Source organism: Azospirillum isscasi (assembly GCF_030849505.1).
Lineage (GTDB): Bacteria > Pseudomonadota > Alphaproteobacteria > Azospirillales > Azospirillaceae > Azospirillum > Azospirillum isscasi.
This window is the reverse complement of the sequence record NZ_JAUJFI010000076.1, coordinates 1-26205: the sequence shown is the minus strand read 5'-3', so window position 1 is coordinate 26205 and position 26205 is coordinate 1. Positions and strand designations below refer to the sequence as shown.

Sequence of the window (26205 nt, the reverse complement as noted above, 5' to 3'; positions counted from 1 at the left end):
CCCGCTCCGACCCCGGTACCCCCGGTGCCGGCCCCGCCGGTCGCCCCCCTGCCCCCGCCGGTCATCGCGGCCACCCCGCTGCCGGTGAAGGTCGCGGCGGCGGGCGGCTGGACCGTCCAGCTCGGCGCCTTCCGGTCGCCCGACGACAGCGCCCGCATCATCGACCGGGCGCGCCGGTCCATGCCGGGCACGCTGAGCCGCACCGAGCGGGTGGTGCAGACCGTGGACACGCAGAACGGGCCGCTCTACCGCGCCCGGCTGACCGGCCTGACGCAGCAGGACGCGGCGCAGAGCTGCGCCGGCCTGACGGGCATGGGCATGGCCTGCTTCGTGGTGCCCCCGGGCGCGTGAGCGCCCGGAACGTGGGGACGCGCGTGAGCGCCCGGCGTGGGATCAGATGTCGAGCGGCAGGGAGTCGAGGTTCAGACCCAGGCGGCGGACGATCTCCGCCGCCGTGTTCAGGTTCGTCTCGAACTTCCAGGTCTGGCCGTTGGGACGGTATTCGTTGACGTTGGGGCGCCCGTTGGCGAAGCGGTAGGGCTGCACGCTGTACCAGCGGGCATCGCTCATGCCGATTCCCTGCTCCGCAGCGTAGGATTCGGCCACCTGCGGCCACACGATGCCGCCGGGCCGGGTGGGCTGGTCGCCGTCCAGGAAAGCGACGATGCGGACGCCATTCAGTTCGAAGTCCACGCGCTGCTTCACACCACCATCGGTGGCATTGTCGGGGACGGGCGCGGCCGAATTCTGCGGCACTGTTACCTTTTCCATGACCTATAGCTCCGATTTGTCGAACAGCGTATAGGCAGTGGCCCACGGGAACCAGAGGCAAAATGCTATTGCAGCCCACACCGGCTTGCAAAAGCGGCGGGCGGGTCCCGCGGAAGGTGCCGGAGTGGTGCCACACACGGCTTTCGTCGTAACCTGCGATCAAAGAATTACCGCGGGCGGACCATCGTTGGGGATTCCCACAGACCGTGCGATGCGCTAGATTCGGTTTTGGTTTTGTTCGCAGCCACCATCCCTGGTCAGAATGGCCCGCCTCATCGACCGTCCCGCCGAACATCAAGACCGTCGCACATCCCCCGGCCCGGCCGCTCCGCGGTGCGAGCATTGCGGGCGTCCGCACGGCCACACGTTGCGCTGCCTGCCGGATGGCCGCTGGTTGTCGCCCGACGGGATCTGGTTCAGCGATGCAGGCGATCCGGCACCCTGGCCGGACGTGGTCGAATATGCCGGGGTCAGGACCTCGCGGAGCATCGTCGGGCTGTACCGCCGCGCGGCGGCCATCGAAGCGCCCGCCGAGAGGGTTATGGAACGGCGGTGGCTGTGCCGGCGTTGTCATATGGTCACCGCGCGCGACGAGCATCGGCGCGTCACCCGGACCCGGTCCCTGATGCGCCTCGCGATCGGCGACCTGTTCGAGGGAACCTACAGCATCTGAAGGGCTGCTCGGCCCTTTTGGGGAAAGAAAGCCAGACATTCCATGCAGCACGGACATTCGACGCGCCGCTGGGCCGACCCGCGGCGCACCATGAGGGATTCCGCCGTGGCGGAGCCCGCTTCGCGCCCCGCGAAGCCGGTCGATCCGGTCGTGATGGCCCTGAATCTGCTGAACGGCCCCCGCACCCGGGCGGCGCTTCTGAAGGCCGTGGAGGAGCGGGTGAAGACGGACGCGGAGGAGCGCCGCCGCTTCGCCGCCGCTGCCGGACGGGTCCAGGGCGCCACGGGCGAACAGGCGCTGACCCAGGCGGTCGGCAACTATCTGCGCGATCTCTCCCGCCTTCCCGAGGCCGGGCGCAGCGGCCCCTATCTGTGGCTGGCCGAGACGGTCGCCATCCTGTCCGGCGGCGGGCGTCCGGGGCAGGCGGCCTCCGTCCTCCGGGACCCGCGGGCCGAGGCCGAAGCGCTGTTTCGCCCCCGCGGGGCGGCGTCCGCGTAACGGCCCTCCGGACAAGAAGACGCCCGGCGCCGGAGGTCGTCCGGTGCCGGGCGGTCCCTTCACGCCGCGGAGGCCGGAGCCGCCGCGGTCGGGTGCTTACGGTCAGGCGGCCTGCGATCAGGCGGCCTACGATCAGGCGATGGTGCCGTCGAACAGGGCCGGCTCGATGGCGTTCATCTTCGCCGTGTTCACCGCCCAATCGTCGGTCATGATGCCGCCGGTGTCGCCCGAACCGGGGCTCCAGGCCCAGTAGGTGAAGCTGACACCCTGGTCGCCCGCCGCCAGATCGGACTTGCCGTCGCCGTTGTAGTCGCCGTCCATGTACTTGGCGATGGCGTTGAGCCACTGCGTGTCCTGGGTGGTTTCCATCCTGGTGCCGAACTCGCCGACGAGGACCGGCGCGATGTCCTTCTGGACGATCCAGCCCCAGGCATCCGTCCAGATGTCCTTCATGTTGTTCGGATAGCTGGCGTCGCTGAACCAGCCGAAACCGGCCATCGACGGCGGGTAGTCGTGGACGGAGTAGACCAGCTTGTTGTCGATGTTGAAATCGACCGGGTCGGTCTTCACGCCGTCCAGGTTGCCGCCCCACCAGTAGGTGCCTTCGGACGACTGCTCCACGCCCTCGACGATCAGCAGCCAGTTCGGGTTGACCGACTGGACGGCGTTGCCGATGCGCTCCGCCGCGGCCTTCCAGTCGGTGGCCTGGTTGCCGTCGCCCCAGGTGGCCTGGCCGTGCGGCTCGTTGTGCAGGTCGGCGGCGACGACCGACGGGTTGTCGGCGTAGCGCTGGGCCAGCATCTTCCAGTTTTCGATCATCTTCGATTCCGGATACTGGTCGGTGTACCAGAGCCCGTTCTCGTTGGCCGAGGCGCCGTCGCCGGAGCGGTGGTGGTCGAGGATGATCTTCATCCCGGTCTGGTCGGCGTGTTCGATGATCTTGTCGAACACCTCAAGGCTGGTCTTGCCCTGAAGCTCCGGGTTCTTCGAATAGTCGATGCCGGTGGGCATGCGGCCGTTGTCCAGCATGGCGTCCGACCAGGGCAGGCGGATGGTGTTGAAGCCCTGGTCCTGCATCTGGTCCATGATGCTCTTGTAGCTGTCCTGCCACAGACCCTGCGGGGCGAAGGCGTAGCCCTCCGCGCCGAACCAGTTGACGCCGGTCAGCTTCACGTTGTTGCCGGCGCTGTCCACGATCTGGCTGCCCTCGGTGTGCAGGTAGCCGCCGCCGGAGATGCCGGTGCCGCCATCCGTGCCGCTGCCGGTGGAGGGCGTCGTCGCAGGAGCGGTCGGGGTGGCCGGAGCCGGGGCGGGTGTCGTGGCGCCGGCGGTGAACAGGCCCTTGTCGGCATCGACCACCAGCGTTCCGTTCCACCACAGGTCGGCCTGCCCCTTGGCGACGTCCTTGCCGTCGAGCGCACCCTTGTCGTAGCTGACCGCGGAATCGGTCGGGGCATATTCGTGGCCGTTGATGGTCACGCCGCCGACATGCAGGTTGCGGTCGGCGCCGCCCTGGTTGGAGTCGTTGTCGTACTGGACCTGGATCTTGTGCGCCTGCCCGGCGGCCAGGTCGGCCTTGAAGGAGAAGTCCTTCGCGTCGGTGCCTGCCGTGCCCTCGCCGATCGTCTTGCCGTCCGCCAGCACCGTGAAGTGCGCGTTCTGGCCCGCCGCGGCGGTGCCGCGGGCGTTGACGGTGACGATGGAGGAGCCGGGGGCGGCGGCCGTGTCACCGCTGCCCGCGTCGCTGCCGCCCGTGGCGGCGCCGCCGGCCTCCGGCGCGGCGGTGCTGCCGGAGGTGGCCGTCTCAGCCGCCGCGCCGTAGAGCGAGGCCGGGGTGGAGAAGGTCAGCGCCCCGTTCCACCACAGGCCCTCCTGGCCGGCCATGCTGCCGCCGGTGTCGTCGTGGCGCTCGTAGGTCGCGTCCGCCGGGCTCAGCGTCTGGCCGTTCACCACGATGGATGTGATGCCCAGGTCGCGGTTCGACCCCGCATTCACATCGTCGTTGTCATAGACAACCTGGATTTTGTGTTCCCGACCAGAGGAAACGTCCACGTCGAATGTATAGGCTTTCGGCTCGGCCGAGCCCACCGACGCCTGACCAACATCCTTACCATCGATCATCAGACGAAAGTGAGGATTCACAGTGTCCGAAGAAGTGCCATAGGCATTCACGACGATTTTGGACTTGGTCAAACCAGTGGAGGTCGTCGCCATTTGTCTATTCCATTGCGGTTTCGATGGCTAGACCCTGGCCTTCAGATCGTTAACGAGATATTACCAATTCCTTTAAAATGAATTAACCATTTGTGGCAAATAGGAGCGGTCCGTGACGGGCTTTGCCTGATGCGGCGGCGCAACAGCAGGCCCGCTCTGGGTTTGCGGGGATGGATCGGGGCGGTCGCCGCACCCCCTCCGCCGGAGCGGTTTCACGGCCGGGCCACAGGCTGGTCACAGGGTGCCGGCGCGGATTTCCGACCTCCCGAAGTGTCAACCCGCGAGCGCAACCGCGCGTGCTACACTGTCCGCCATGATGGACGGTGCGCGGTGACGGGCATGAGGATCGTGGCGGCCCTTCGGACGGCAACCCTTGCGGCGCCCCTGGCAATGGGATGGGCCGGGGGGTTGACCGGCGCATCGGCACAGGCGTCGCCGGCTCCCGCCGCGGGAGAGAGCGTGTCCCTGGTGACCACCAGCGGGGAGGCCACCTTCAAGCTGTGCCGCAACTGGGTGTTCACCCACACCTGCCGCGAGTATGGGAATGTCGCGGTGCCCGCCCGCGTCACGCCGGGCGATTCCTTCGAGATCACCTTCGGCAGCAACCCGAAGACGATGTGGTTCCGGGTCAAGGCCATCCTGCTTCAGGACGGGCGCTGCCTGCTGATTCCCCAGCACGAGGATCTGCCCGCCAAGGGCGAGGACGAGCCGACGGACATGCTGATCGCGGACCCGTGCCGCGTCCTGCGGTGAAGGCGCCCCCGACCAGGGGCCGCCTTTCGCAGGACGGCGCGCTCAGCGCAGCGGGATGTTCATCTGGACGCTGAGGCCCGGAGCGGGCGCGTAATAGACCGGCGGCGGCGGTGCATAGACCACGCGCGGGGCCGGGGCGTAATAGGCGGGCGGCGGGCGGCGCATCACCACGACCGGCGGAGGCGGCTCGTAGATCACCACGGGGCCGTGGCCGCGGTGGTGATGCTTGTGCTTGTGCTTCTTCCAGTGCCTGTGGTCGTCGGCCATGGCCGGAGCGGCAAGGGCGAGCGTCAGCGCCAGGCTTCCCAGCGCCACACCCCACCCACGCTTGCCGGATCCCTCCGGGCCTGAGTGGCTTTTGCCTGACTGGACGGGCATTCCCTGCATCCTTTTCCTGCGATCGGTCGGCCCGATCCTAGCAGGAGATCGTGCGCCCAAGCTCTGGCTCCAACCATCCGGGCTGGGACAAATTTCGGGCACCCCCTATTCCCCGAACGGAGTGCCCCCTGACCGGGAAGGAGGGTGGAAAATCGAACGAACGTCAGAGCTTGCGGCCTTTCGATTTGGTGTTCCCACGCGCCGGAACTGTGTCACACTGCCGCATGGTGAATGGCATCGGGAGCGTCCGTATGGAAAGCCGCCGCAACCAGCCGCAACGTCACATCGTTCTCGCCTCGCACCCGTCCGGCGGCGCAAAGCCGCGCTACACGCCGGTCCATTGGGGCGCCCCCACCGCCGCGGAGCGCGGGCCGGTCGTCGCCTCCCTCTCCGACCCGGCGCAACGCAACGCCATCGGCGCCCACGCCGGCAGCTACGCCGTGTACCGCGCGCTGGCGGTCGCGGCGGGGCAGCTCAGCGCCTATCACGTGCCGGATCTGACCAACACGGCCCCGGCGGAGCCCATCGGCCCGCACCCGCAATGGGGCGACCCGGACCGGATCGTCTCCATCGACCCCTACGGCCACATGGTCAGCGAGGCGTTCGGGGAGCATCTGGCGCGCGGCGTCGACGTGCGCCCGACCATCGCCGTGACCAAGGCCCGCATCAAGATGCCGGAGCTGGTGGACGCCATGCGGGCCGGGCGGCTGGCGGCGGACGGCCAGATCCTGCTGCCGAGCGGCGACGCCCGCGTGACCAAGGTCGCCATCGAGCCGGTGTGGTTCCTGCCCGGCATCGCCAAGCGCTTCGGCATCACCGAGAGCGCGCTCCGCCGCGGCCTGTTCGAGCACACCGGCAGCATGTTCCCGGAACTGGTCACCCGCCCCGACCTGAAGGTCTTCCTGCCGCCGATCAACGGGCTGACCGTCTACATCCTGGGCGACGCGGCGGCGCTGACCGACCCGGCGCGCAAGGTCGCCTGCCGGGTGCACGACGAGTGCAACGGATCGGACGTCTTCGGCTCCGACATCTGCACCTGCCGCCCCTACCTGACCCACGGCGTCGAGGAGTGCATCCGCACCGCGCAGGAGAACGGCGCCGGCCTGATCGTCTACAACCGAAAGGAGGGGCGGGCGCTCGGCGAAGTCACCAAATTCCTGGTCTACAACGCCCGCAAGCGCCAGCCCGGCGGCGACCGGGCGGAAGCCTATTTCGAGCGGACGGAGTGCGTGGCCGGCGTGCAGGACATGCGCTTCCAGGAGCTGATGCCCGACGTCTTCCATTGGCTGGGCGTCACCCGCATCGACCGCATGGTGTCGATGAGCAACATGAAGTCCGACGCCATCCGCCGTGCCGGAATCGAGATCGTCGAGCAGATCCCGATCCCCGACGAGCTGATCCCCGACGACGCCAAGGTGGAGATGGACGCCAAGAAGGCCGCCGGCTACTTCACCCCCGCCGTGCCGACGGCGGAGGAGCTGACCGTCGCCAAGGGCCGGGGGCTGACCGATTGAGCGCGCCCGCCACCGAACCCACCCACGACGAGGTGGCGTGGCTGCTGTCCGCCGACGCGGTGCGGCAGCGCGCCCACGCGATCCTGGCGAAAGCCGAACGCGGCGACCTCGCCCATTTCGACTATCGTCCGGACCGGCTGGGCGACGCCGCCGCCCTGGTGGCCGCGGTGACGCGGGAGTCCTACCCGGACCTGAACGTCCCCTACCACAGCCGCTGGCGGCACTTCGTGGTGGAGGGTGAGGACCGCTGGGCCGCGCTGGAATCCCGGCTGGACATTCCCGATGCCGATGAGATCGCGCGCATCCGCTTCGACCTCGCGGTGACCAGCGTGCTGCTGGACGCCGGGGCCGGCGACCGCTGGCGCTACCGCGACCGGGACGGAGTCGAACTGGCCCGTTCCGAAGGGCTGGCCATCGCGAGCTTCGACCTGTTCCGCGCGGGCGGCTTCGCCAGCGATCCGATTGCGGCTTACCTGCGCGCCGACGCGGCGGCCCTCGGCACCCTGACCGAGGAGACGCTCGCCCGCGGTTTCCAGGCCGGGCCGGACAACCCGCTGGTCGGGCTGGACGGACGCGCGGCGCTGCTGCGCCGGCTGGGAAGCGCGCTGGCGGCGGCGCCCGACCTGTTCGGAAGGCCGGGACGGGTCGGCAACCTCTACGACGCGCTGAAGGCGCAGGCCGTGGACGGCACGCTTCCGGCCTCCGCGATCCTGACGGCGGTGCTGCGCGGGCTGGGGCCGATCTGGCCGGGCCGGATCGCGCGCGGCGGCGTCAATCTGGGCGACACCTGGAGCCATTCCGCGGTCGGCCTCGTCCCCTTCCACAAGCTGTCGCAATGGCTCAGCTACTCTCTGGTCGAGCCGCTGGAGGGGGCGGGGATCGCCGTCACCGGGCTGGACCGGCTGACCGGCCTGCCGGAATACCGCAACGGCGGGCTGCTGGTGGACAGCGGCGTTCTGGTGCCGAAGGACCCGCGCCTCCTCACCGACGAGCTGGAGGTGGGGGACGAGGCGGTGGTGGAGTGGCGCGCCCTGACCGTCGCCCTGCTCGACCGGCTGGCCGAGGACGTGCGCGCCCGGCTGGGCGTGCCGGCGGCGTCCTTCCCGCTCGCCAAGGTTCTCCAGGGCGGAACCTGGACCGCCGGGCGCCGGATTGCCCGCGAGCGCCGCCCCGGCGGCGGCCCGCCGATCCGCATCCGCAGCGATGGAACCGTCTTCTGATGTGAGTTCAACAACCTGAAGGGTCGCCCATGCCCATCCCGACGCTCACCGTCATCGACCACCCTCTGGTCCAGCACAAGCTGACCCTTCTGCGGCGGCGGGAGACCCCCACGGCCCGGTTCCACGAGGTGATGCGGGAGGTGTCGCAGTTGATGGGTTACGAGCTGACGCGCGACCTTCCCCTGGAAAGCCGCCCGGTGGAGACGCCGCTGGCCTGCTTCGACGCGCCGCTGCTGACCGGCAAGAAGCTGTGCCTCGTCTCCATCCTGCGGGCCGGGCAAGGGCTGCTGGACGGCATGCGGACCCTGCTGCCGTCGGCCCGCATCGGGCACATCGGCCTCTACCGCGACCAGGAGACGCTGACCCCCGTCGAGTATTTCTTCAAGGTGCCGGAGGACATCGAGGAACGGCTGGTCATCCTGGTCGATCCCATGCTCGCCACCGGCCACACCGCCACCGCGGCGGTGCACCGGCTGAAGGACGCGGGTGCCGCCTCCATCAAGCTGGCGGTGCTGGTGGCCGCCCCGGAAGGCTTGCGCAATTTCTACGACGCGCATCCCGACGTGCCGGTCTACGCCGCCGCGGTGGACGATCGGCTGGACGCGAACGGCTACATCCTGCCCGGCCTGGGCGACGCGGGCGACCGGCTTTACGGCACCCGCTGAGAATCGTTGCCCCCCTTTTGGTCACATGCCACCCTGCCGTCCCGTGAAATCCGCAGCGAGGCCGGCGCGCACGGAATTGGCATTGCCGTTGCAACGCCTCTGCTGCATTTCTGAACTGAAACAGCAAAGCAGACGGAGGGGGTTTCCATGGGGAAGGTATTCGGCGTGGCGCGGCGCGCCGTCCTGTGCGGTGCGGCGGCGGTCGCCGTGGCGGCGATGGCTCTGCCCGCCTGGGCGCAGTCGAAGGTCAAGGTGGCCGGCATCTACACCGTGCCGATCGAGCAGCAGTGGGTCAGCCGCATCCACACCGCCCTGAAGGCCGCCGAGGCGCGCGGCGACATCGAGTATGTCTGGGCCGAGTCGGTCGCCAACACCGACTATGAGCGCGTGATGCGCCAGTACGCCGAAGGCGGCCAGCAGCTTGTCTTCGGCGAGGTCTTCGGCGTCGAGCGCGCCGCCCGCGCCGTGGCCAAGGATTATCCCAAGACCGCCTTCGTCATGGGCTCCAGCTTCAAGCCGCAGGAGCCGAACTTCTCGGTCTTCGACAACTACATCCAGGAGCCGGCCTATCTGACCGGCATGATCGCGGGCGCGGTGTCCAAGTCGAACGTCATCGGCATGGTCGGCGGCTACCCGATCCCGGAGGTGAACCGCCTGATGAACGCCTTCATGGAGGGCGCCAAGGAGGTGAACCCGAACGTGAAGTTCATGGTCAGCTTCATCGGCTCCTGGTTCGACCCGCCGAAGGCCAAGGAAGCCGCCTTCGCCATGATCGACCGCGGCGCCGACGTGATGTACGCCGAGCGCTTCGGCGTGTCCGACGCCGCCAAGGAGCGCAAGGTCCTGGCCATCGGCAACGTCATCAACACCCAGCCGCAGTATCCGGACACGGTGGTCGCCAGCGCCCTGTGGCACATGGAACCTTCGGTGGACCGCGCCATCGCCGCGGTGAAGGCCGGCAATTACAAGGCTGAGGATTACGGCCCCTTCAGCCAGATGGCCCACAAGGGCTCCAGCCTCGCCCCGCTCGGCACCTTCGAGGGCAAGGTGCCCGCCGACGTGATGGCGAAGGTGAAGGCCCGCGAACAGGAGATCCTCGGCGGCAAATTCACCGTGAAGGTGAACGACAACGAGCCGAAGTCGACCATGTGATCGTCTTTTTCTAAGAAGCATCGTCTTCCCTCTCCCGCCCCGGGAGAGGGAGGGGCCCGCGCATAGCGCGGGAGGGTGAGGGTACCGCCAGGAATCGGCACTTCGATCCTCGGTTCCACCCTCACCCGCCCGCTTCGCGGGCACCCTCTCCCGGGACGGGAGAGGGAAAGTCACTTCGCCTTCCGGCACCCCGCGGACATCCATGACATCCCCCCCCATCGTCCTCCGCCTCTCCGGCATCACGAAGCGGTTCGGGCCGCTCGTCGCCAACGATTCCATCTCGCTGACGCTCTATGAGGGCGAGGTGCTGGCCCTGCTGGGCGAGAACGGCGCCGGCAAGACGACCCTGATGAACATCCTGTTCGGCCATTACGTCGCCGACGAGGGCAGCATCGAGGCGTTCGGCCAGCCGCTTCCCCCCGGCTCCCCGCGCGCGGCGCTGGCCGCCGGGATCGGCATGGTCCACCAGCACTTCACCCTGGCCGACAACCTGTCGGTGCTCGACAACGTCGCCGTGGGCACGGAACCGCTGTGGCGTCCGCGCTCCGACCGGGCCGCCGCCAAGGCGAAGCTGCTCGACCTCGCCCGCCGCTTCGGGCTGGAGGTGCGGCCCGACGCGCCGGTCGGCGACCTGTCGGTGGGCGAGCGGCAGCGGGTGGAGATCCTGAAGGCGCTCTACCGCGACGCCCGCGTCCTGATCCTGGACGAGCCGACCGCGGTTCTGACCCCGCAGGAATCGGCCAGCCTGTTCGACACGCTGCGCCGCCTGACCGCGGACGGTCTGGCCGTGGTCTTCATCAGCCACAAGATGAACGAGGTCTTCGCGGCCAGCGACACGGTGGCCGTCCTGCGCGGCGGGCGCCTCGTCGCCACCCGCAGGACCGCGGCGACCGACCGCGAGGAGCTGGCCGAACTGATGGTCGGGCGCGCCCTGAAGCCGCCCACCCCCGCCCCGCTGGAGCCGGGCGAGCCGGTGCTGACCCTGTCCGGCGTGACGGTCGGCTCCGGCCACGGGCGTCCGCTGCTCGACGCCGTGGACCTGACCGTGCGCCGCCGCCAGATCGTCGGCATCGCGGGCGTGTCGGGCAACGGGCAGACCGCGCTGGCCGAACTGGTCAGCGGCCTGATCCACCCCGAGTCCGGCACCATGGCGCTGAAGGGCGAGGCCATCGGCAGCGCCGGCCCGGCGGAGATGGTCCGCCGCGGCGTCGCCCGCATCCCGGAGGACCGGCACGCCGCCGGCCTCGTCGGGGCCATGGCGGTGTGGGAGAATCTGATCGCGGAGCGCTACCACGACCGCGCCTTCCAGCGTTTCGGCCTGATCCGCCGGGGGGCCGCCCGCGCCTACGCCGAAGAGGTGATCGCCGCGTTCGACGTGCGCTGTCCGGGACCGGACGCCCGCACGCAGCTCCTGTCCGGCGGCAACATGCAGAAGCTGATCCTGGGCCGCACGCTGGCCCACGGGCCGGACCTGATCCTGGCGAGCCAGCCGACCCGCGGCCTCGACGTCGGCGCGGTGTCCTACGTCCATGGCCGCCTTCTGGAGGCCCGCGCCGCCGGGGCCGGGGTGCTGCTGATCTCCGAGGATCTGGACGAGATCCTGGCGCTGGCCGACGGCATCACCGTCGCCTATCACGGGCGCCTCACCCCCGTTCTGCCGCACGGCCGCGTGTCGGTCCGCCAGCTCGGCCTGCTGATGGCCGGGCATTGGGAGATTTTGCCGGAGATTGTCGATGCGGCTTGAACCGCGAGAGCATACCCCGTTGGCCGCCCGTCTGCTGGCGCCCGTGGCGGCGGTGGCGGCGGCGCTGGCGCTCTGCGCGCTGCTGGTCGCCTGGACCGGCGCGCCGGTGCTGCGCGCTTACGGCCTGCTGCTTGAGGGGGCCGCGGGCTCCCGCTTCGCCCTGACGGAGACGCTGACCCGCGCCACCCCGCTGATCCTCACCGGGCTCGCCGCTGCCGTGGCCTTCCGCGCCAAGCTGTGGAACATCGGGGCGGAGGGGCAGCTCTACATGGGCGCGCTGGCCGCCGTGGTTCTGGGCGGCGGGATGCTTGACCTTCCCGCCTGGCTGCTGCTTCCCACGGTGATGATCGCCGGGGCCGCCGCCGGGGGCGCCACGCTGCTCGGCCCCGCCGTGCTGAAGGTGCGCTTCGGCGTGGACGAGGTGGTGACCACGCTGCTGCTGAACTTCATCGTCCTGCTGCTCGTCTCCATGCTGCTGGAAGGGGCGCTGAAGGACCCCATGGGCATGGGCTGGCCGCAGTCCGCCCCGGTCGTGGAGGCGGCGGAGCTGCCCAAGCTGGTGGAGCGCACGCGGCTCCACACCGGCCTGCTGGTCGCGCTGGGCCTGTCGGCCCTGCTCTGGCTGATCGACACCCGGACCATCTGGGGCTACGAGAACCGGGCGGTCGGCGCCAACCCGCGCGCCGCGGCCTTCGCCGGGATGCCGGTGACCCGCGTCATGCTGCGCACCGCCCTGCTGTCCGGCGGGCTGGCCGGGCTGGCCGGGGTGATCGAGGTCTGCGGGCTGAAGGGCTACCTGACGCTCGACCTGTCGCCGGGCTTCGGCTACAGCGGCATCGTCGTCGCCATGCTGGCGCAGCTTCACCCGGTGGGCGTGGTCGGGGCGGCGGTCTTCATCGCCGGCATCTTCGTCGGCGCGGACGCCATGAGCCGCGCCATGCCCGTGCCCAACTACATCGCCGACGTGCTCGTCGCCGCCAGCCTGCTGTGCATGCTGGTCGCCGGGCTGCTGACGCGCTACCGGCTGCGGCGGGGGTGAGCGCCATGGAGCTGTTTCAAACGATCCTCGACATCCTGGTCTCCGCCGCCTTCTGGACGGCGGTGCTGCGCATCGCCACCCCCTACATCCTGGGCACGCTGGGCGAGCTTCTGTGCGAGCGGGCGGGCGTGCTGAACCTCGGCATCGAGGGCATCATGACGCTGGGCGCCATGGCCGGCTGGATGGCCGTCTACCAGGGCGCCGACCTGTGGACCGGCGTGCTGGTGGCGGCGCTGTGCGGCGGGCTGATGGGCCTGCTGCACGCCACCCTGACGGTGCCGCTGGGCCTGTCGCAGCATGTGGCGGGCATCGGCGTGACGCTGCTGGGCACCAGCCTGTCCTACTTCGTCTACCGCCTCGTCCTGCCGCAGGCGAGCACCCCGCCGACCGTCGAGCCGTTCCAGCCGCTGGACCTGCCGGGCGCCCTGGCCCAGACGCCGATGACCTACATGGCGCTGATCCTGGTGGGCGTGGTCGCCTACGTCCTCTACCGCACGCCGGTCGGGCTGGCGGTGCGGATGGTCGGCGAGAATCCGGCGGCGGCGGAGGCCCAGGGCCTCAGCGTCACCGCGGTCCGCGTCGGCGCGGTGGTGGCGGGAAGCGCGCTGATGGCGCTGGCCGGGGCCTTCCTCACCCTGTCGGCTTTCAACGCCTTCTTCTTCAACATGGTCAACGGGCGCGGCTGGATCTGCATCGCGCTGGTGGTCTTCGCCTCCTGGCGGCCCGGCAAGGCGCTGCTGGGGGCGGTGCTGTTCGCCGCCTTCGACGCGCTGCAATTGCGGCTTCAGCAGGTGGCGGGGGGCGTTCTGCCCTACCAGCTTTTCCTGATGATGCCCTACCTGTTGAGCATCCTGGCGCTGGTGCTGGTGGCGCGCCGCGCCTCCTACCCGCGGGCGCTGATGATCCCGTACCGCAAAGGAGAACGCTGATGTTCGATCTGATCCTGCGCCGCGCCACGCTGCCCGATGGCCGCACCGGCATGGACATCGGCGTCCGCGAGGGCCGCATCGCCGCGGTGGACAAGGACCTGCCCGGCCCCGCCGGGGAGGAGATCGACGCCACGGGCCGGCTGGTCACGCCGCCCTTCGTCGATTCGCACTTCCACATGGATTCGACGCTCAGCTACGGCCTGCCGCGGGTCAACCGCTCGGGCACGCTGCTGGAGGGCATCGCGCTGTGGGGCGAGCTGAAGCCGCAGCTCGTCCAGGACGCCATCGTGGAGCGGGCGCTGGCCTATTGCGACTGGGCGGTGGCGCGCGGCCTGCTGGCGATCCGCAGCCATGTGGACGTCTGCGACCCGCGCCTGCTGGCCGTGGAATCCCTGCTGGAGGTCAAACGGCGCGTCGCCCCCTATCTTGACCTGCAACTGGTCGCCTTCCCGCAGGACGGGGTTCTGCGCTCCCCCGGCGCGCTGGACCTGCTTCGCCGCGCCCTCGACATGGGCGTGGACGTGGTGGGCGGCATCCCGCATTTCGAGCGGACGATGGCCGACGGTGCCGCCTCCGTGAAGTTGCTCTGCGGGATCGCGGCGGAGCGTGGGCTGCTGGTGGACATGCATTGCGACGAGTCCGACGACCCGCTGTCCCGCCATGTCGAGACGCTGGCCTACGAGACGCAGCGGCTGGGGATGCAGGGCCGGGTCACCGGCTCGCACCTCACCTCCATGCATTCCATGGACAACTACTACGTCTCCAAGCTGATCCCGCTGATGGCGGAGGCCCGGCTCGGCGTCATCGCCAACCCGCTGATCAACATCACGCTCCAGGGCCGCCACGACACCTATCCCAAGCGCCGCGGCATGACCCGCGTGCCGGAGCTGATGGCCGCCGGCCTGACGGTGGCGCTGGGCCACGATTGCGTGATGGACCCCTGGTACCCGCTCGGCTCCGGCGACATGCTGGAGGTCGCGCATATGGGCCTGCATGTCGGGCAGATGACCGGCTACGACGGGATGCTGGCCTGTTTCCGCGCGGTGACGGAGGCCCCGGCCAAGCTGCTGCACCTCGACGGCTACGGGCTGGAGGTGGGTTGCCACGCCGATCTGGTGGTGCTCCAGGCCGCCGACCCGGTGGAGGCCATCCGCACCCGCGCCACCCGCCTGTGCGTCCTGCGCCGCGGCGCGGTGGTCAGCCGCTGCGCCCCGGTGGAGGCCCAGCTCTCCCTGCCGGGCCGCCCGGAGTCGGTGTCCTTCACCCTGCCCACGGCACGGGCGACGTAACGTCCCGCAGCCCTTCCCCTCTCCCGCTCCGGGAGGGGGAAGGACCGGCGGTTCACGCCCCCCGGATCACGCCTTGTGGACGCCGGCGATGAAGCGGTCGATTTCGCGGGCCAGTTCCGTGGATTGGCTGGCCACACCGGCGGCGGCGGACAGGAGTTGTTCGGCGACCACGTCCGTGTCGCCCGCCCCGGCCCTGATCTCGCCCATGCCGCCGCTGACCTCGCGGGCGCCGTCGGCGGCCTGAAGGACGCTGCGGGCGATGTCGCGGGTGGCGGCGGACTGCTGATCCACCGCCGCCGCGATGCCGGACGCGATGCGGCTGACCTGGGCGATGGTCTGGCTGATGCCGCGCACCGCCGCCACCGCCTCGCCCGTCGCGTCGCGGACGCCCTTGATCTGGCCGACGATGTCCTCGGTCGCTTTGGCCGTCTGGTTCGCCAGGCTCTTGACCTCGCTCGCCACGACGGCGAAACCCTTGCCGGCCTCCCCCGCCCGCGCCGCCTCGATGGTGGCGTTCAGCGCCAGAAGGTTGGTCTGGCCCGCGATGTCGTTGATCAGCCCGACGACGGCGCCGATCCGCTCCGCGCTGTCGGCCAGCACGACGACCGCCGCGTCGGCGCGCTTCACGTCGGCCACCGCCGCTTCGGCGATGCGGGCGGACTCGCCCACCTGCTGCCCGATCTCCCCCACCGAGGCCGACAGTTCCTCGGTCGCGGCGGCGGCGGTCTGCACGTTGTCCGCGGCGGAGTGGGCGGAGAGCGTCATCCGCTCCGACCGGCCATGGGTCTGCTCGGCGATGCCGGCGAGGGCACGGGCGGTGGATTCGAGCTGCTGCGCGGCGGACGCCAGCGCCCCGGTCAGGCCGCCCGCCCGCTCCTCGAACCCGCGTTGCAGATCCAGCAGGGTGGCGGTCCGCGCCTCCCTGGCGCGCCATTCCGTCTCCTGCTGGCGGCCCAGATCGCGGGCCTGCACCAGCCCCTGCTTGAACACCCCGACCGCGCGGGCCATGGCGCCCGCCTCGTCCTTGCGGTCGGCGCCGGGAATGGCGGCGTCCAGATCGCCCGCGGCCAGCCGGTCCATGGTGGCGGTCAGCCCGGCGATCGGGCGGGCGATGCCGTCACCCACCCGCCACGCCACCAGCCCGCCAAGCAGGATGCAGCCCGCCCCGACCAGGACCGTCAACAGGGTCAGCCGGTTGGCGTCGGCCATCACGCTGGCCTGCGGCGCGGCGACCAGGAACGACCATGCGCCGTCCGCGCCGGTGAAGCGCACCGGCGACAGGCGCAGGTAATAGGGAGCGCCGTCGAGCGTGACGACGCCGTCGTAAGCCCGCCCCTCGGCGATGGCGCGGCGCGCGTCCTCCGGCAGGTCGTCGGCGCTCCGGGACAGGCGGCCGGCGTCGGGATGGGCCACATAGACCCCGGCGCCGGTGAGCACCGCCGCGTGGCCGTCGCCGTAGGGCTTCACCCGGCGGACCAGATCGGTCAGGCCGCTCAGCGTCAGGTCGACGCCGGCGACGCCGATGACCCGGTCGCCGTCCTTCACCGGCGCGGCGGCGCTGGTCATCAGCGTCTTGGTCAGATCGTCCAGATAGGGTTCGGTCAGCACCGGCTTCCCGGCGGCGGCGGCGGTCCGGTAATATTCCTTCTCCTTCACGTCGGAGAAGGGATAGCCCTCGCTGTCGTCGGCCTTCGGGCCGGGCAGCCACAGCAGGCTCATCCGCCCGGTGCCGGGCAGGCCCAGGATTTCGCCGGCGCGGTCCAACCCGGCGACCTCACGGTCGCGCCCGTCGAACCCGTCGTCGGCCATGTCCACCCACACCCCGGCGTAGAGCGGGCCGACCGCCATCAGGCGGTTGAGATAGCGGTTGACGGTCTCCCGGCGCGGGGCGCCGGTGGAGCGCTCCACCTCCACCAGCGCGGCGGCGGAGCGGGCGTCGGCCAGGGCGGCGGAGATGTCGGCGGCCACCCGCGCGCCGTGGTGGTCGGCGGTTTCGGCCACCAGGGTCGTGACCGCCCGCTCCGCCGCGTCGCGCGACAGGAACAGGGAAACGGAGGTGACCGCCGCCGCCCCCACGGCCAGGACCGCGGTCATGCCGACGATGATCTTGGTTCTGAAACGCCCTTTCATGCCCCCACCCTGTCCGAGCCGCCGCCCCGGTACAGGGACGGTCGGTCATCTTGGCACACCGAAAACCGGACGGCCACTTTTGCCAGAGACGATCATCCGCCGGTTCAACGGTGACGAGCGTGCGCCCGGCCGCCCATCCGTGCCGATCGGAAACACGCGCCGCGAAAGGTCCGCAGCGCGATTAGTTCGCCTAACGCACAAAAGAGCTTGCCAGGCATTTCGCATCTGGTATACGGTATCTCACATCCCATCGCGCTTCGGAAACGAAGTGCAAGGCCGAAGGCGCGGACGTGTTTTTCAAGAAAACGCGGAAGCGCCGGAAGGTCCGGGTTCGATGCCGGAGCGAGTTCTTCCATGAACGCAACAATCGATTTCGCACAGCTCGTAATGGCCGCCGGGGACGCCATCGTCGTGTCCAACGCGGAGGGCGCCATTACTCTGTGGAATCCGGCGGCCGAGCGGATGTTCGGCTTCCCGGAAAGCGAAGCGATGGGCCGGTCGCTCGACATCATCATCCCGGAACGCCAGCGCCAGCGCCATTGGGACGGCTACGCCAACACCATGCGCACGGGCCAGACGCGCTACGGCAGCGACGTGCTGCGCGTCCCGGCCCTGCACAAGGACGGGCACGCCCTGTCCATCGCCTTCACGGTCGCCCTGCTGACCGCGCCGGACGGCACGGTGACCGGGATCGTCGCCATCATCCGCGACGAGACCAGCCGCTGGGCCGAGGAGCGCAAGCTCCGCCGCCGCCTGTCGGAGCTGGAGTCAGCAAGCCAGTAACCCATCCCGCCAGTTTGTCCGTGTTGCCCAGTGCTCAACAACGGCACCGCAATAAGTGAGAGGGAGTAAACGAGCCATGAGCAAGCCGCTCGAAGGGATCAAGATCATCGACTTCACGCACGTTCAGGCCGGTCCCGCCTGCACGCAGCTCCTCGCCTGGTACGGCGCGGACGTCATCAAGGTGGAGCGGCCGGGTTCCGGCGACGTGACCCGCAACCAGCTCCGCGACATTCCCGACGCGGACGCGCTCTACTTCACGATGCTGAACAGCAACAAGCGCTCGCTGACCCTGGACACCAAGACCCAGGCGGGCAAGGAAGTCCTTGAGAAGCTGATCAGGGAATCCGACGTCCTCGTGGAGAACTTCGCTCCGGGCGCGCTCGACCGCATGGGCTTCACCTGGGAGCGCATCAACGAGCTGAACCCGGGCATGATCGTCGCCTCGGTGAAGGGCTTCAGCGACGGCCACCATTACGAGGACCTGAAGGTCTACGAGAACGTCGCCCAGTGCGCCGGCGGTGCGGCCTCCACCACCGGCTTCTGGGACGGCCCGCCGACCGTCAGCGCCGCTGCTCTCGGCGACAGCAACACCGGCATGCATCTGGCCATCGGCATCCTGACCGCGCTCATGGGCCGTTCGAAGACCGGCAAGGGCCAGAAGGTCGCCGTGTCGATGCAGGACTCGGTCATCAACCTGTGCCGCGTCAAGCTGCGCGACCAGCAGCGCCTCGACCGCGTCGGCTACCTGGAGGAATACCCGCAGTACCCGCACGGCGAGTTCTCCGACGTGGTTCCGCGCGGCGGCAACGCCGGCGGCGGCGGCCAGCCGGGCTGGGTGTTGAAGTGCAAGGGCGCGGAGACCGATCCGAACGCCTACATCTACTTCACCATCCAGGGTCACGCCTGGGCACCGATCTGCAAGGCGCTGGGCAAGCCGGAATGGATCGACGATCCGGCCTACAACACCGCCCAGGCGCGCCAGGACAAGATCTTCGACATCTTCGCCTTCATCGAAGGCTGGCTGGCCGACAAGACGAAGTACGAGGCGGTCGACATCCTGCGCAAGTTCGACATCCCTTGCGCGCCGGTGCTGACCATGAAGGAGATCGCCGATTGCCCGTCGCTCCGCAAGAGCGGCACGATCGTCGAGGTCGATCACAAGGCGCGCGGCAAGTACCTGACGGTCGGCAGCCCGATCAAGTTCTCGGACATGACCGTCGAGGTCACCGGGTCGCCGCTGCTGGGCGAGCATTCCGACGAGATCCTGGCCAGCCTCGGCTACAGCAAGGATCAGATCGCCGAGTTGCACGCCAACAAGGTCGTGTAACCGGGTCCCCGACAGTCTGACGGCATGCCTTACGAAGACGGCGCTCCCGAAAGGGGCGCCGTCCTTTTTTGTGCAGGGGTCGGATTCTCGTCGGACAACAGGGGCTTCACGGATTTCACGGATCTTTCCATTCGTGCGCAGCGCATGCCTTCCCGGTCGGAAACCACTGGGCAAGCCAAAGAAAAATCCGTGTTGTCCGTGTTTAAATCCGTGAAGAATTTGCTGTCCCCAAAAATCCGGAACCTTACCGCAGCCACTCCCTCACTTCACGGATGCGCTGGTTGCCCTCCGGCGTGCGGGCGTAGGCCTTGCCGTACTGGGTTTCGTATTCGCGCACGAAGCCCTGGCGCAGCAGGCCGTCCAGCACCGGGCGGACGACCGCCGGCTTCAGGTTCGCGGCCCTGGTGATCGACAGGAACGAGGCCGGCAGAGCCGTCACCTCCGGCCCCGGCGTGGCGCGCAGGGTGTTGAGCGAAGTCCAGTCGACGGAGGTCGGTGAAATCATAAGCTACCCTCGATGCGGCGCGCGGTTGACTCTCTCAGGCTAAAACCTCAACTTCACTTGAGGTCAAGAGGTTCCGAACCCCAAGGGAGGCCCGGCGTTGCCGATTCTCGATCCCGCCCAGATGGGCAAAGACCTGACCGTGGGCGAGGTCGCGGAACGCTCCGGTGTGGCAGTGTCCACCATCCACTTCTACGAATCAAAGGGGCTGATCACGAGCTGGCGGAGCGGCGGAAACCAGCGCCGCTTCCACCGCGACGTGCTCCGGCGCATCGCCGTCATCAAGGTGGCGCAGCGTCTGGGCGTTCCCCTGGCCACCATCGCGGAGGCGCTGAAGGCCCTGCCCGACGAGCGCGCCCCCACCGCAGAGGATTGGAAACGCTTGTCCGCGGCCTGGAAGACCGATCTGGACGAGCGCATCGCCGTGCTCACCAGACTGCGCGACGGGCTGGAAAACTGCATCGGCTGCGGCTGCCTGTCGCTCGGCGAATGCCCGCTGCGCAACCCCTGGGACGAGCTGTCGGAGGACGGTCCCGGCCCGCGCCTGCTCGATCCACGCTGATGCCCGCGCTGTTTTGCCGCATCGCAGCATAACCTCCCCCATCGGCCTCTCTCCGGCAATAAAAAGGCCGTGCTGTTTCCAGCACGGCCAGTATCCGAGAGGCTCGCATAAATGCGGAGCAACAACCCGCCCGATACAAAGGGTGATGAACCCTGTGTAAGAAGAATAATGCCTGAGTCATCGGCGGTTCGCAACAAGGGAATCTCAGGTTTCCACATTGCGGAAACTAAGTATTTTGCCAAAAAAAAGACCGCGCCATGGCAGGCGCGGTCCAGTTTCTTCAGGGCAGCACTACGTGACAGGAAGGAAATACCGGGGTAACAGCCGCCTCGACCCAATCCGAAGGATGTGCGGATCGGGGCGGATCGCGCCTCCCGGCCGGCGCGAATTCGAATTCCGTAAGGGTTGTCCGGTTCAGACCGGGAAACGTCCGCCGATCTCCGCCGTGACCGCCGCCGCGGTGCGCTTGACCATCTCGCCGAAGGCCACGACGCGGGCGTCGTCCAGGCGCCGGTTGGTGCTGGACAGGGACAGGGCGCCGATGACGCGGGCCTGCTCGTCGTAGATCGCCGCGGCGACGCAGTGCAGGCCGCTGACCCGTTCCTCCTGGTCCACGGCATAGCCGCGGTCCCGCGTCAGGGTCAGTTCCCGGTGCAGCGCCGGGATCGACGACACGGTGGTGCGGGTGAACTGGCGCATGCCGCGCTGGGTCACGATGCTCTGCACCCGCGTGTCCGGCATGCCGGCCAGCAGCGCCTTGCCCACCGCGGAACAGTGCAGCAGCGTGCGGTCGGTGACGGGCAGCGCCGCCTGGGCGACGCGCGGACCGCCGACGCGGTGCAGATAGATGGCCTCGCCGTTCTCCTCCACGGCCAGATTCACCACTTCGCTGGTCTCCTCCATCAGCCGGCGCATGCGCGGGCGGGCGACGTCCAGCAGGCTGCGCGTCTTCAGGAAGCCGGTGCCGGTCATGTAGGCCTGCACCCCCACCGCCCAGCCGCGCTTGCCCTGGTCGAAGCGCACATAGCGCTCCTCCTGGAGGGTGGTCAGCAGACGGTGCGCGGTGGACGGCGAAAGCTGCGCGGCTTCGGCCACCGCGGTCAGGCTCATCGGGCTGTCCGACTGGCCGAGGATGGTCATGATGCTCAGTGCCCGCGACAGCGACTGCACCAGATTGCCCTTCGCCGCACGGTCCACCGTGTCCGCGCGGCCTTCGGCCCGCAGGGCCGGGGGAGCCATCATCAGCGCTTGCGTCTTCATCGTCCCATCCCTCTCGAAATCGTCCGGCGCTGTTTCCGCGCCGTTGTCGTCCTCGGGTGTGGCGGCCTCCGGCCCCGTTGCGGGGGCTGGGGGCCGCCGGTTGGCTATGCCGCCGGCTCGATCCGGGCCGCGGCGAACTTGAACTCGGGAATCTTCCCGTAGGGGTCCAGCTTCGGGTTGGTCAGCACGTTGGCCGCCGCCTCGGCGTAGCAGAAGGGCACGAACACCAGCCCGGACGGAACGTTGTAGTCCGACCGCGCCTTCAGCTCGATGGTGCCGCGCCGGGTGGTGACCTTCATGCGGTCGCCGCCCTTGGCGCCCATCCGCCGCAGGTCCGCCGGGCTCATGTAGGCCACCGCCTCCGGCTCCAGATCGTCCAGAACCTGGGCGCGCCGGGTCATCGAGCCGGTGTGCCAGTGTTCGAGCTGGCGCCCGGTGGTCAGCACCATCGGGAACTCCGCGTCCGGCTCCTCCGCCGGCGGGATCACGTCGGCGGGGACCAGACGCCCGCGGCCCGAGGCCGTGGGGAAGCCATCGCCGAACACGATCTCCTGGCCCGGATCGTCCGCGGACAGGCTGGGGTAAGTGACCGAGCGCTCGCGCTCCAGCCGCTCCCAGGTGATGTTGTCGAGCGACGGCATCGCCCCCTTCATCTCCCGGAACACGTCGCGCGGATGCTCGTAGTTCCAGTCCAGACCCAGGCCGCGGGCCATCGCGTTGACGATCCACAGATCCTGCCGGGCCTCGCCCGGAGGCGGCAGGGCCTGGCGGCCGAGCTGGACCTGGCGGTTGGTGTTGGTCACCGTGCCGGTCTTCTCCGGCCAGGCCGAGGCGGGCAGAACCACGTCGGCGTATTTGGCCGTCTCGGTCAGGAACAGGTCCTGCACCACCAGATGATCGAGCTTGGCGAGCGCGTCGCGGGCGTGCTCCACGTCCGGGTCGGACATCGCGGGGTTCTCGCCCATCACATACATGCCGTGCAGCGAGCCGGCATGGATGGCGTCCATGATCTCCACGACCGTCAGGCCGCGCTTGGAGTCCAGCTTGGTGTCCCAGAAATCCTCGTAGAAAGCGTGGACCTCCGGGTCGTCCACCGGGCGGTAGTCCGGGAACATCATCGGGATCAGGCCGGCGTCGGAGGCGCCCTGGACGTTGTTCTGGCCGCGCAGCGGGTGCAGGCCGGTGCCGGGGCGCCCGATCTGGCCGGTGACCAGCGACAGGGCGATCAGACAGCGCACGTTGTCGGTGCCGTGGGTGTGCTGCGACACGCCCATGCCCCAGAAGATGATCGAGCCCTTGGAGGTGGCGTAGAGCCGGGCGACCTCGCGGAGCTGCTCCGCCGGGATGCCGCAGATCGGCTCCATGGCCTCCGGGGTGTAGCTGGCGATGTGGGCGCGCAGCTCCTCGAAGTCCTGGGTGTGCTCGGCCACATACTGCGCGTCGTACAGCCCTTCGCTGATGATGACGTTCAGCATCGCGTTCAGCATGGGCACGTCGCGGCCCGGCTTGAACTGGAGCATGTGGGTGGCGTGGCGCTTCAGCACCTGCCCGCGCGGGTCCATGATGACCAGCTTGGCGCCGCGCTTGGCCGCGTTCTTGAAGAAGGTCGCGGCGACCGGGTGGTTCTCCGTCGGGTTGGAGCCGATGACGACGATCACCTCGGCGTCCTTGGCCGCCATGAAGGGAGCCGTCACGGCGCCCGACCCGATGCCCTCGATCAGCGCCGCCACCGAGGAGGCGTGGCACAGACGGGTGCAATGGTCGACGTTGTTGGTGCCGAAGCCGACGCGCACCAGCTTCTGGAACAGGTAGGCTTCCTCGTTCGAGCCCTTGGCCGAGCCGAAGCCGGCAAGCGCCGAGCCGCCCCGCTCGTCGCGGATCTTGCGCAGGCCCGCGGTGGCGACCTCCAGGGCCTCCTCCCAGCTCGCCTCGCGGAAATGGGTCAGCGGGTCGAGCGGGTCGATGTCCACGTCGTGCTTGGACACGCCCTCCTTGCGGATCAGCGGCTTGGTCAGGCGGTGCGGGTGGTGGATGTAATCGAAGCCGAAGCGGCCCTTCACGCACAGCCGGTTCTTGTTGGCGGGACCGTCGCGGCCCGTCACCGACAGCAGCTTCTCGTCCTTGATGTTGTAGGTGAGCTGGCACCCGACGCCGCAATAGGGGCAGACGCTGTCCACCTGGCGGTCCGGAGCGGCGGCGAAGACGCCGCTGTTCAGGTCCACCTGGGTCTTCGGCATCAGCGCGCCGGTCGGGCAGGCCTGGACGCACTCGCCGCAGGCGACGCAGGTGCTGTCGCCCATCGGGTCGGCGAAGTCGAAGACGATCGTCTCCTTGTGGCCGCGCAGTGCCATGCCGATCACGTCGTTGACCTGGACCTCGCGGCAGGCGCGGACGCACAGGTTGCACTGGATGCAGGCGTCGAGCTGCACCGCCATGGCCGGATGGCTGAAGTCGGGCTTCGGCGCGTGCTCCCGGCTGGGGAAGCGGCTTTCGGCGACCTCCAGCCGGTCGGCCCAGCGCCAGAACTTGCTGTCGGGGTCGTGGGCCTCCTCCCGCTTCGGCTGGTCGGCGACCAGCATCTCGATGACCATCTTGCGGGCGAACTTGGCGTTCTCGCTGGCCGTGCGGACGCGCATGCCCGGCGTCGGGTGGCGCACGCAGGACGCCGACATGGCGCGCTCGCCATCGACCTCGACCATGCAGGCGCGGCAGTTGCCGTCCGCGCGGTAGCCCGGCTCGTCGGCGTAGCAGAGATGCGGGATCTCGGTGCCCAGGCGGTTGGCGACCTGCCAGATGGTTTCACCGGGGTGGGCCTCGACCATCTCGCCGTCGAGGTTGAACAGGATGCGGTCGCTCATATCACCGGACCTCCCCGCGCAGATCGTCGCGGAAATGCTTCAGCGCGCTCTTCAGTGGGTTCATCGCGGCCTGACCCAGGCCGCAGATCGACGCCGTGCCCATCAGCCGGGCGAGTTCCGTCAGAAGCGGCTCGTCCCACACCGGCTGCTTGATGAGCGCCACCGCCTTCTCCGTGCCGACGCGGCAGGGCGTGCACTGGCCGCAGCTTTCGTCCTCGAAGAAGTCCAGCAGGTTGCGCACGACCTTGCGCATGTCGTCCTGGTCCGACAGCACGACCACCGCGGCGGAACCGATGAAGCAGCCGTGCTGCTCCAGCGTGCCGAAATCCAGCGGAATGTCGTCCATGCTGGCGGGCAGGATGCCGCCCGACGCGCCGCCGGGCAGATAGCCCTTCAGCGTGTGGCCGTCGGCCATGCCGCCGCAATACTCGTCGATCAGCTCGCGGATGGTGACGCCGGCGGGGGCCAGCTTCACGCCGGGCTCCTTCACATGGCCGGAGACGGAGTAGCTGCGCAGGCCCTTGCGGCCGTTGCGCCCGTGGCTTCCCCACCAGTCCGCGCCCTTCTCAAGGATGTCCCGGATCCAGAACAGCGTCTCCACGTTGTTGATCAGGGTCGGACGCCCGAACAGGCCGACGACCGACGGGAAGGGCGGCTTGTGCCGCGGCAGGCCGCGTTTGCCCTCGATGCTCTCCAGCATCGCGGACTCCTCGCCGCAGATGTAGGCCCCGGCGCCGCGCCGCAGATGGATGCGGGTGTGCCCGGAAAGGCCCGCCTGCTCCACCCGCGCGATCTCGCGCTCCAGCACCTCGCGGATGTGCGGGTACTCGTCGCGCAGATAGATGTAAACGTCGGTCGCCTCCACCACCCAGGCGCCGATCAGCATGCCTTCCAGGAAGCGGTGTGGATCGTTCTCCAGATAATAGCGGTCCTTGAAGGTGCCGGGCTCGCCCTCGTCGCCGTTCACCGCCATCAGGCGGGGGCCGGGCTCGTGGCGGACGAAGCGCCACTTGCGCCCGGTGGGGAAGCCGGCGCCGCCGAGGCCGCGCAGGTTGGCCCCTTCCAGCTTGCCGAGGATGTCGTCCACCGGGACGTTGCCCGCCAGACAGTCGGACAGCAGGCGGTAGCCGCCCTCCGCCTTGTATTGCTCCAGGCTGACATAGGTGGGGAGGTGCGGATGGGTGTCGCCGTTCACCACGGCCTGCACCACGCTCTCCACCGTGGCGTTCTCGTGCAGGGCGTGGCCGATGGCCACCGCCGGGGCGTTGTGGCAGGCGCCCATGCAGGGCGCGCGCACCACCCGGACGTCCGGACCCATACCGGCGGCCCGCAGCTCGTCGAGCAGCTTTTCGCCGCCGGCCATGCAGCAGGACAGGCTGTCGCAGACCCGGACGGTCACGGGCGGAGGGGCTTCCTCCCCGTCCATCACGATGTCGAAGTGGGCGTAGAAGGACGCCACCTCGTACACCTCCACCAGGGCCAGCCGCATCTCGTGGGCCAGCGCCGCGAGGTGGCGGGCATGAAGGCCGTGATGGGTGTCCTGCAACAGGTGCAGATGCTCGATCAGCAGATCCCGCTGCCGGGACCGGTCGCCGAGAAGCGCCTGCACCTCCGCCAGAGCCGCCGGATCGACCTGCCGGCCCTTCGGCTGGGGCCGGGTGTTCCGGCGCCCCGAACCGGGATGGATGGCGCGCCTTTTCTTGTCGTCTTTGGCGACGATGGCCGTGTCCATGTCCGCCCTCCCCTCTCGTATCACGCTTGGTTCTTCGTAACGTTGGGATTCTGTGCAGTCGTTTGGAACCGCCCCCCGATTTTTCCGGGGGGCTTTGTTTTTTATTAAGGTCGGTCTTTACCGCTTTCGATCGAGTCTTACGTCTTGGGTCCCTTGCGGACGGTGCTGGTGGGGTTGAGGCTGCCGATGTTGCCGCTCTCCGACCCGGCGTT

General features: G+C 69.2%; 23 protein-coding genes. 15 read left to right on the top strand and 8 right to left on the bottom strand.

The annotated features are described in order from the left end of the window. A partial coding sequence (locus tag QSG27_RS15975; RefSeq protein ID WP_306707778.1) for an SPOR domain-containing protein occupies nucleotides 1–351 on the top strand: 351 nt, incomplete at its 5' end. A gap of 42 nt (nucleotides 352–393) precedes the next feature. Here QSG27_RS15975 and QSG27_RS15970 read toward each other — a convergent pair. Then, the gene (locus tag QSG27_RS15970; RefSeq protein ID WP_306707776.1) at nucleotides 394–771 is read right to left on the bottom strand and encodes a hypothetical protein; all 378 of its coding nucleotides are present in this window, start codon (nucleotides 769–771) and stop codon (nucleotides 394–396) included. 394 nt (nucleotides 772–1165) lie between these two features. On the opposite strand from QSG27_RS15970, the gene QSG27_RS15965 reads away from it, so the two are divergent. Continuing rightward, nucleotides 1166–1444 carry a hypothetical protein gene (locus QSG27_RS15965; protein ID WP_306707774.1) on the top strand — a complete coding sequence of 93 codons (279 nt, stop codon included), beginning with the start codon at nucleotides 1166–1168 and terminating at the stop codon, nucleotides 1442–1444. 42 nt (nucleotides 1445–1486) lie between these two features. Further along, nucleotides 1487–1942: a hypothetical protein gene (locus tag QSG27_RS15960; RefSeq protein ID WP_306707772.1), complete on the top strand. Its 456-nt coding sequence runs from the start codon at nucleotides 1487–1489 to the stop codon at nucleotides 1940–1942. 132 nt (nucleotides 1943–2074) lie between these two features. Here the strand turns inward: QSG27_RS15960 and QSG27_RS15955 are convergent, their stop codons facing one another. Further along, the gene (locus QSG27_RS15955) at nucleotides 2075–4156 is read right to left on the bottom strand and encodes a cellulase family glycosylhydrolase (RefSeq protein ID WP_306707770.1); all 2082 of its coding nucleotides are present in this window, start codon (nucleotides 4154–4156) and stop codon (nucleotides 2075–2077) included. A gap of 459 nt (nucleotides 4157–4615) precedes the next feature. Between QSG27_RS15955 and QSG27_RS15950 the strand changes: the two genes are divergently transcribed. After that, nucleotides 4616–4909: a hypothetical protein gene (locus QSG27_RS15950; protein ID WP_306707768.1), complete on the top strand. Its 294-nt coding sequence runs from the start codon at nucleotides 4616–4618 to the stop codon at nucleotides 4907–4909. 42 nt (nucleotides 4910–4951) lie between these two features. On the opposite strand, the gene QSG27_RS15945 is transcribed toward QSG27_RS15950, so the two are convergent. Continuing rightward, complete coding sequence (locus QSG27_RS15945) at nucleotides 4952–5224, bottom strand: hypothetical protein (protein ID WP_306707767.1); 273 nt, start codon at nucleotides 5222–5224, stop codon at nucleotides 4952–4954. 314 nt (nucleotides 5225–5538) lie between these two features. Between QSG27_RS15945 and QSG27_RS15940 the strand changes: the two genes are divergently transcribed. From QSG27_RS15940 to QSG27_RS15905, 8 genes are all read left to right on the top strand, one after another. Next, nucleotides 5539–6801, top strand: coding sequence for a GTP cyclohydrolase II (locus tag QSG27_RS15940; RefSeq protein ID WP_306707765.1), 1263 nt, complete (start codon nucleotides 5539–5541; stop codon nucleotides 6799–6801). Further along, on the top strand, nucleotides 6798–8021 hold the full coding sequence (locus QSG27_RS15935) for a URC4/urg3 family protein (protein WP_306707763.1): 1224 nt from the start codon (nucleotides 6798–6800) through the stop codon (nucleotides 8019–8021). The genes QSG27_RS15940 and QSG27_RS15935 overlap by 4 nt, the downstream gene beginning before the upstream one ends. A 29-nt stretch (nucleotides 8022–8050) precedes the next feature. Then, nucleotides 8051–8686 (top strand): uracil phosphoribosyltransferase, encoded by a 636-nt coding sequence (gene upp / locus QSG27_RS15930; RefSeq protein WP_306707761.1) that lies wholly within the window; start codon nucleotides 8051–8053, stop codon nucleotides 8684–8686. A gap of 147 nt (nucleotides 8687–8833) precedes the next feature. After that, complete coding sequence (locus QSG27_RS15925) at nucleotides 8834–9838, top strand: BMP family protein (RefSeq protein ID WP_306707759.1); 1005 nt, start codon at nucleotides 8834–8836, stop codon at nucleotides 9836–9838. 202 nt (nucleotides 9839–10040) lie between these two features. Continuing rightward, nucleotides 10041–11582, top strand: a complete 1542-nt coding sequence (locus QSG27_RS15920) for an ABC transporter ATP-binding protein (protein WP_306707757.1) — start codon at nucleotides 10041–10043, stop codon at nucleotides 11580–11582. Next, the gene (locus QSG27_RS15915) at nucleotides 11572–12621 is read left to right on the top strand and encodes an ABC transporter permease (RefSeq protein WP_306707755.1); all 1050 of its coding nucleotides are present in this window, start codon (nucleotides 11572–11574) and stop codon (nucleotides 12619–12621) included. Before QSG27_RS15920 ends, QSG27_RS15915 begins: the two co-directional genes overlap by 11 nt. Nucleotides 12622–12626: 5 nt before the next feature. After that, nucleotides 12627–13550 carry an ABC transporter permease gene (locus QSG27_RS15910; RefSeq protein WP_306707753.1) on the top strand — a complete coding sequence of 308 codons (924 nt, stop codon included), beginning with the start codon at nucleotides 12627–12629 and terminating at the stop codon, nucleotides 13548–13550. Further along, nucleotides 13550–14839: an amidohydrolase family protein gene (locus tag QSG27_RS15905; RefSeq protein ID WP_306707751.1), complete on the top strand. Its 1290-nt coding sequence runs from the start codon at nucleotides 13550–13552 to the stop codon at nucleotides 14837–14839. Before QSG27_RS15910 ends, QSG27_RS15905 begins: the two co-directional genes overlap by 1 nt. Before the next feature lie 66 nt (nucleotides 14840–14905). On the opposite strand, the gene QSG27_RS15900 is transcribed toward QSG27_RS15905, so the two are convergent. Beyond that, on the bottom strand, nucleotides 14906–16969 hold the full coding sequence (locus QSG27_RS15900) for a methyl-accepting chemotaxis protein (RefSeq protein WP_306707749.1): 2064 nt from the start codon (nucleotides 16967–16969) through the stop codon (nucleotides 14906–14908). Between the two features lie 354 nt (nucleotides 16970–17323). Here QSG27_RS15900 and QSG27_RS15895 point away from each other — a divergent pair, with 354 nt between their 5' ends. Both QSG27_RS15895 and frc read left to right on the top strand, forming a co-directional pair. Then, complete coding sequence (locus QSG27_RS15895) at nucleotides 17324–17752, top strand: PAS domain-containing protein (RefSeq protein WP_306707747.1); 429 nt, start codon at nucleotides 17324–17326, stop codon at nucleotides 17750–17752. A gap of 76 nt (nucleotides 17753–17828) precedes the next feature. Then, nucleotides 17829–19079: a formyl-CoA transferase gene (gene frc, locus QSG27_RS15890; protein ID WP_306707745.1), complete on the top strand. Its 1251-nt coding sequence runs from the start codon at nucleotides 17829–17831 to the stop codon at nucleotides 19077–19079. A gap of 244 nt (nucleotides 19080–19323) precedes the next feature. Here frc and QSG27_RS15885 read toward each other — a convergent pair whose 3' ends face one another. Continuing rightward, nucleotides 19324–19584 carry a hypothetical protein gene (locus tag QSG27_RS15885; protein ID WP_306707743.1) on the bottom strand — a complete coding sequence of 87 codons (261 nt, stop codon included), beginning with the start codon at nucleotides 19582–19584 and terminating at the stop codon, nucleotides 19324–19326. A 97-nt stretch (nucleotides 19585–19681) separates the two neighbouring features. On the opposite strand from QSG27_RS15885, the gene soxR reads away from it, so the two are divergent. Further along, nucleotides 19682–20143, top strand: coding sequence for a redox-sensitive transcriptional activator SoxR (gene soxR / locus QSG27_RS15880; RefSeq protein ID WP_456062067.1), 462 nt, complete (start codon nucleotides 19682–19684; stop codon nucleotides 20141–20143). A 414-nt stretch (nucleotides 20144–20557) separates the two neighbouring features. Here soxR and QSG27_RS15875 read toward each other — a convergent pair whose 3' ends face one another. The 3 genes from QSG27_RS15875 to QSG27_RS15865 all read right to left on the bottom strand — a co-directional run bounded on the left by QSG27_RS15875 (nucleotide 20558) and on the right by QSG27_RS15865 (nucleotide 25993). Next, on the bottom strand, nucleotides 20558–21403 hold the full coding sequence (locus tag QSG27_RS15875) for an IclR family transcriptional regulator (protein WP_306707741.1): 846 nt from the start codon (nucleotides 21401–21403) through the stop codon (nucleotides 20558–20560). A gap of 104 nt (nucleotides 21404–21507) precedes the next feature. Then, nucleotides 21508–24261: a formate dehydrogenase subunit alpha gene (fdhF, locus tag QSG27_RS15870; protein ID WP_306707740.1), complete on the bottom strand. Its 2754-nt coding sequence runs from the start codon at nucleotides 24259–24261 to the stop codon at nucleotides 21508–21510. A gap of 1 nt (nucleotide 24262) precedes the next feature. Further along, nucleotides 24263–25993 (bottom strand): NAD(P)H-dependent oxidoreductase subunit E, encoded by a 1731-nt coding sequence (locus QSG27_RS15865; RefSeq protein ID WP_306707739.1) that lies wholly within the window; start codon nucleotides 25991–25993, stop codon nucleotides 24263–24265. Nucleotides 25994–26205 lie beyond the last annotated feature (212 nt).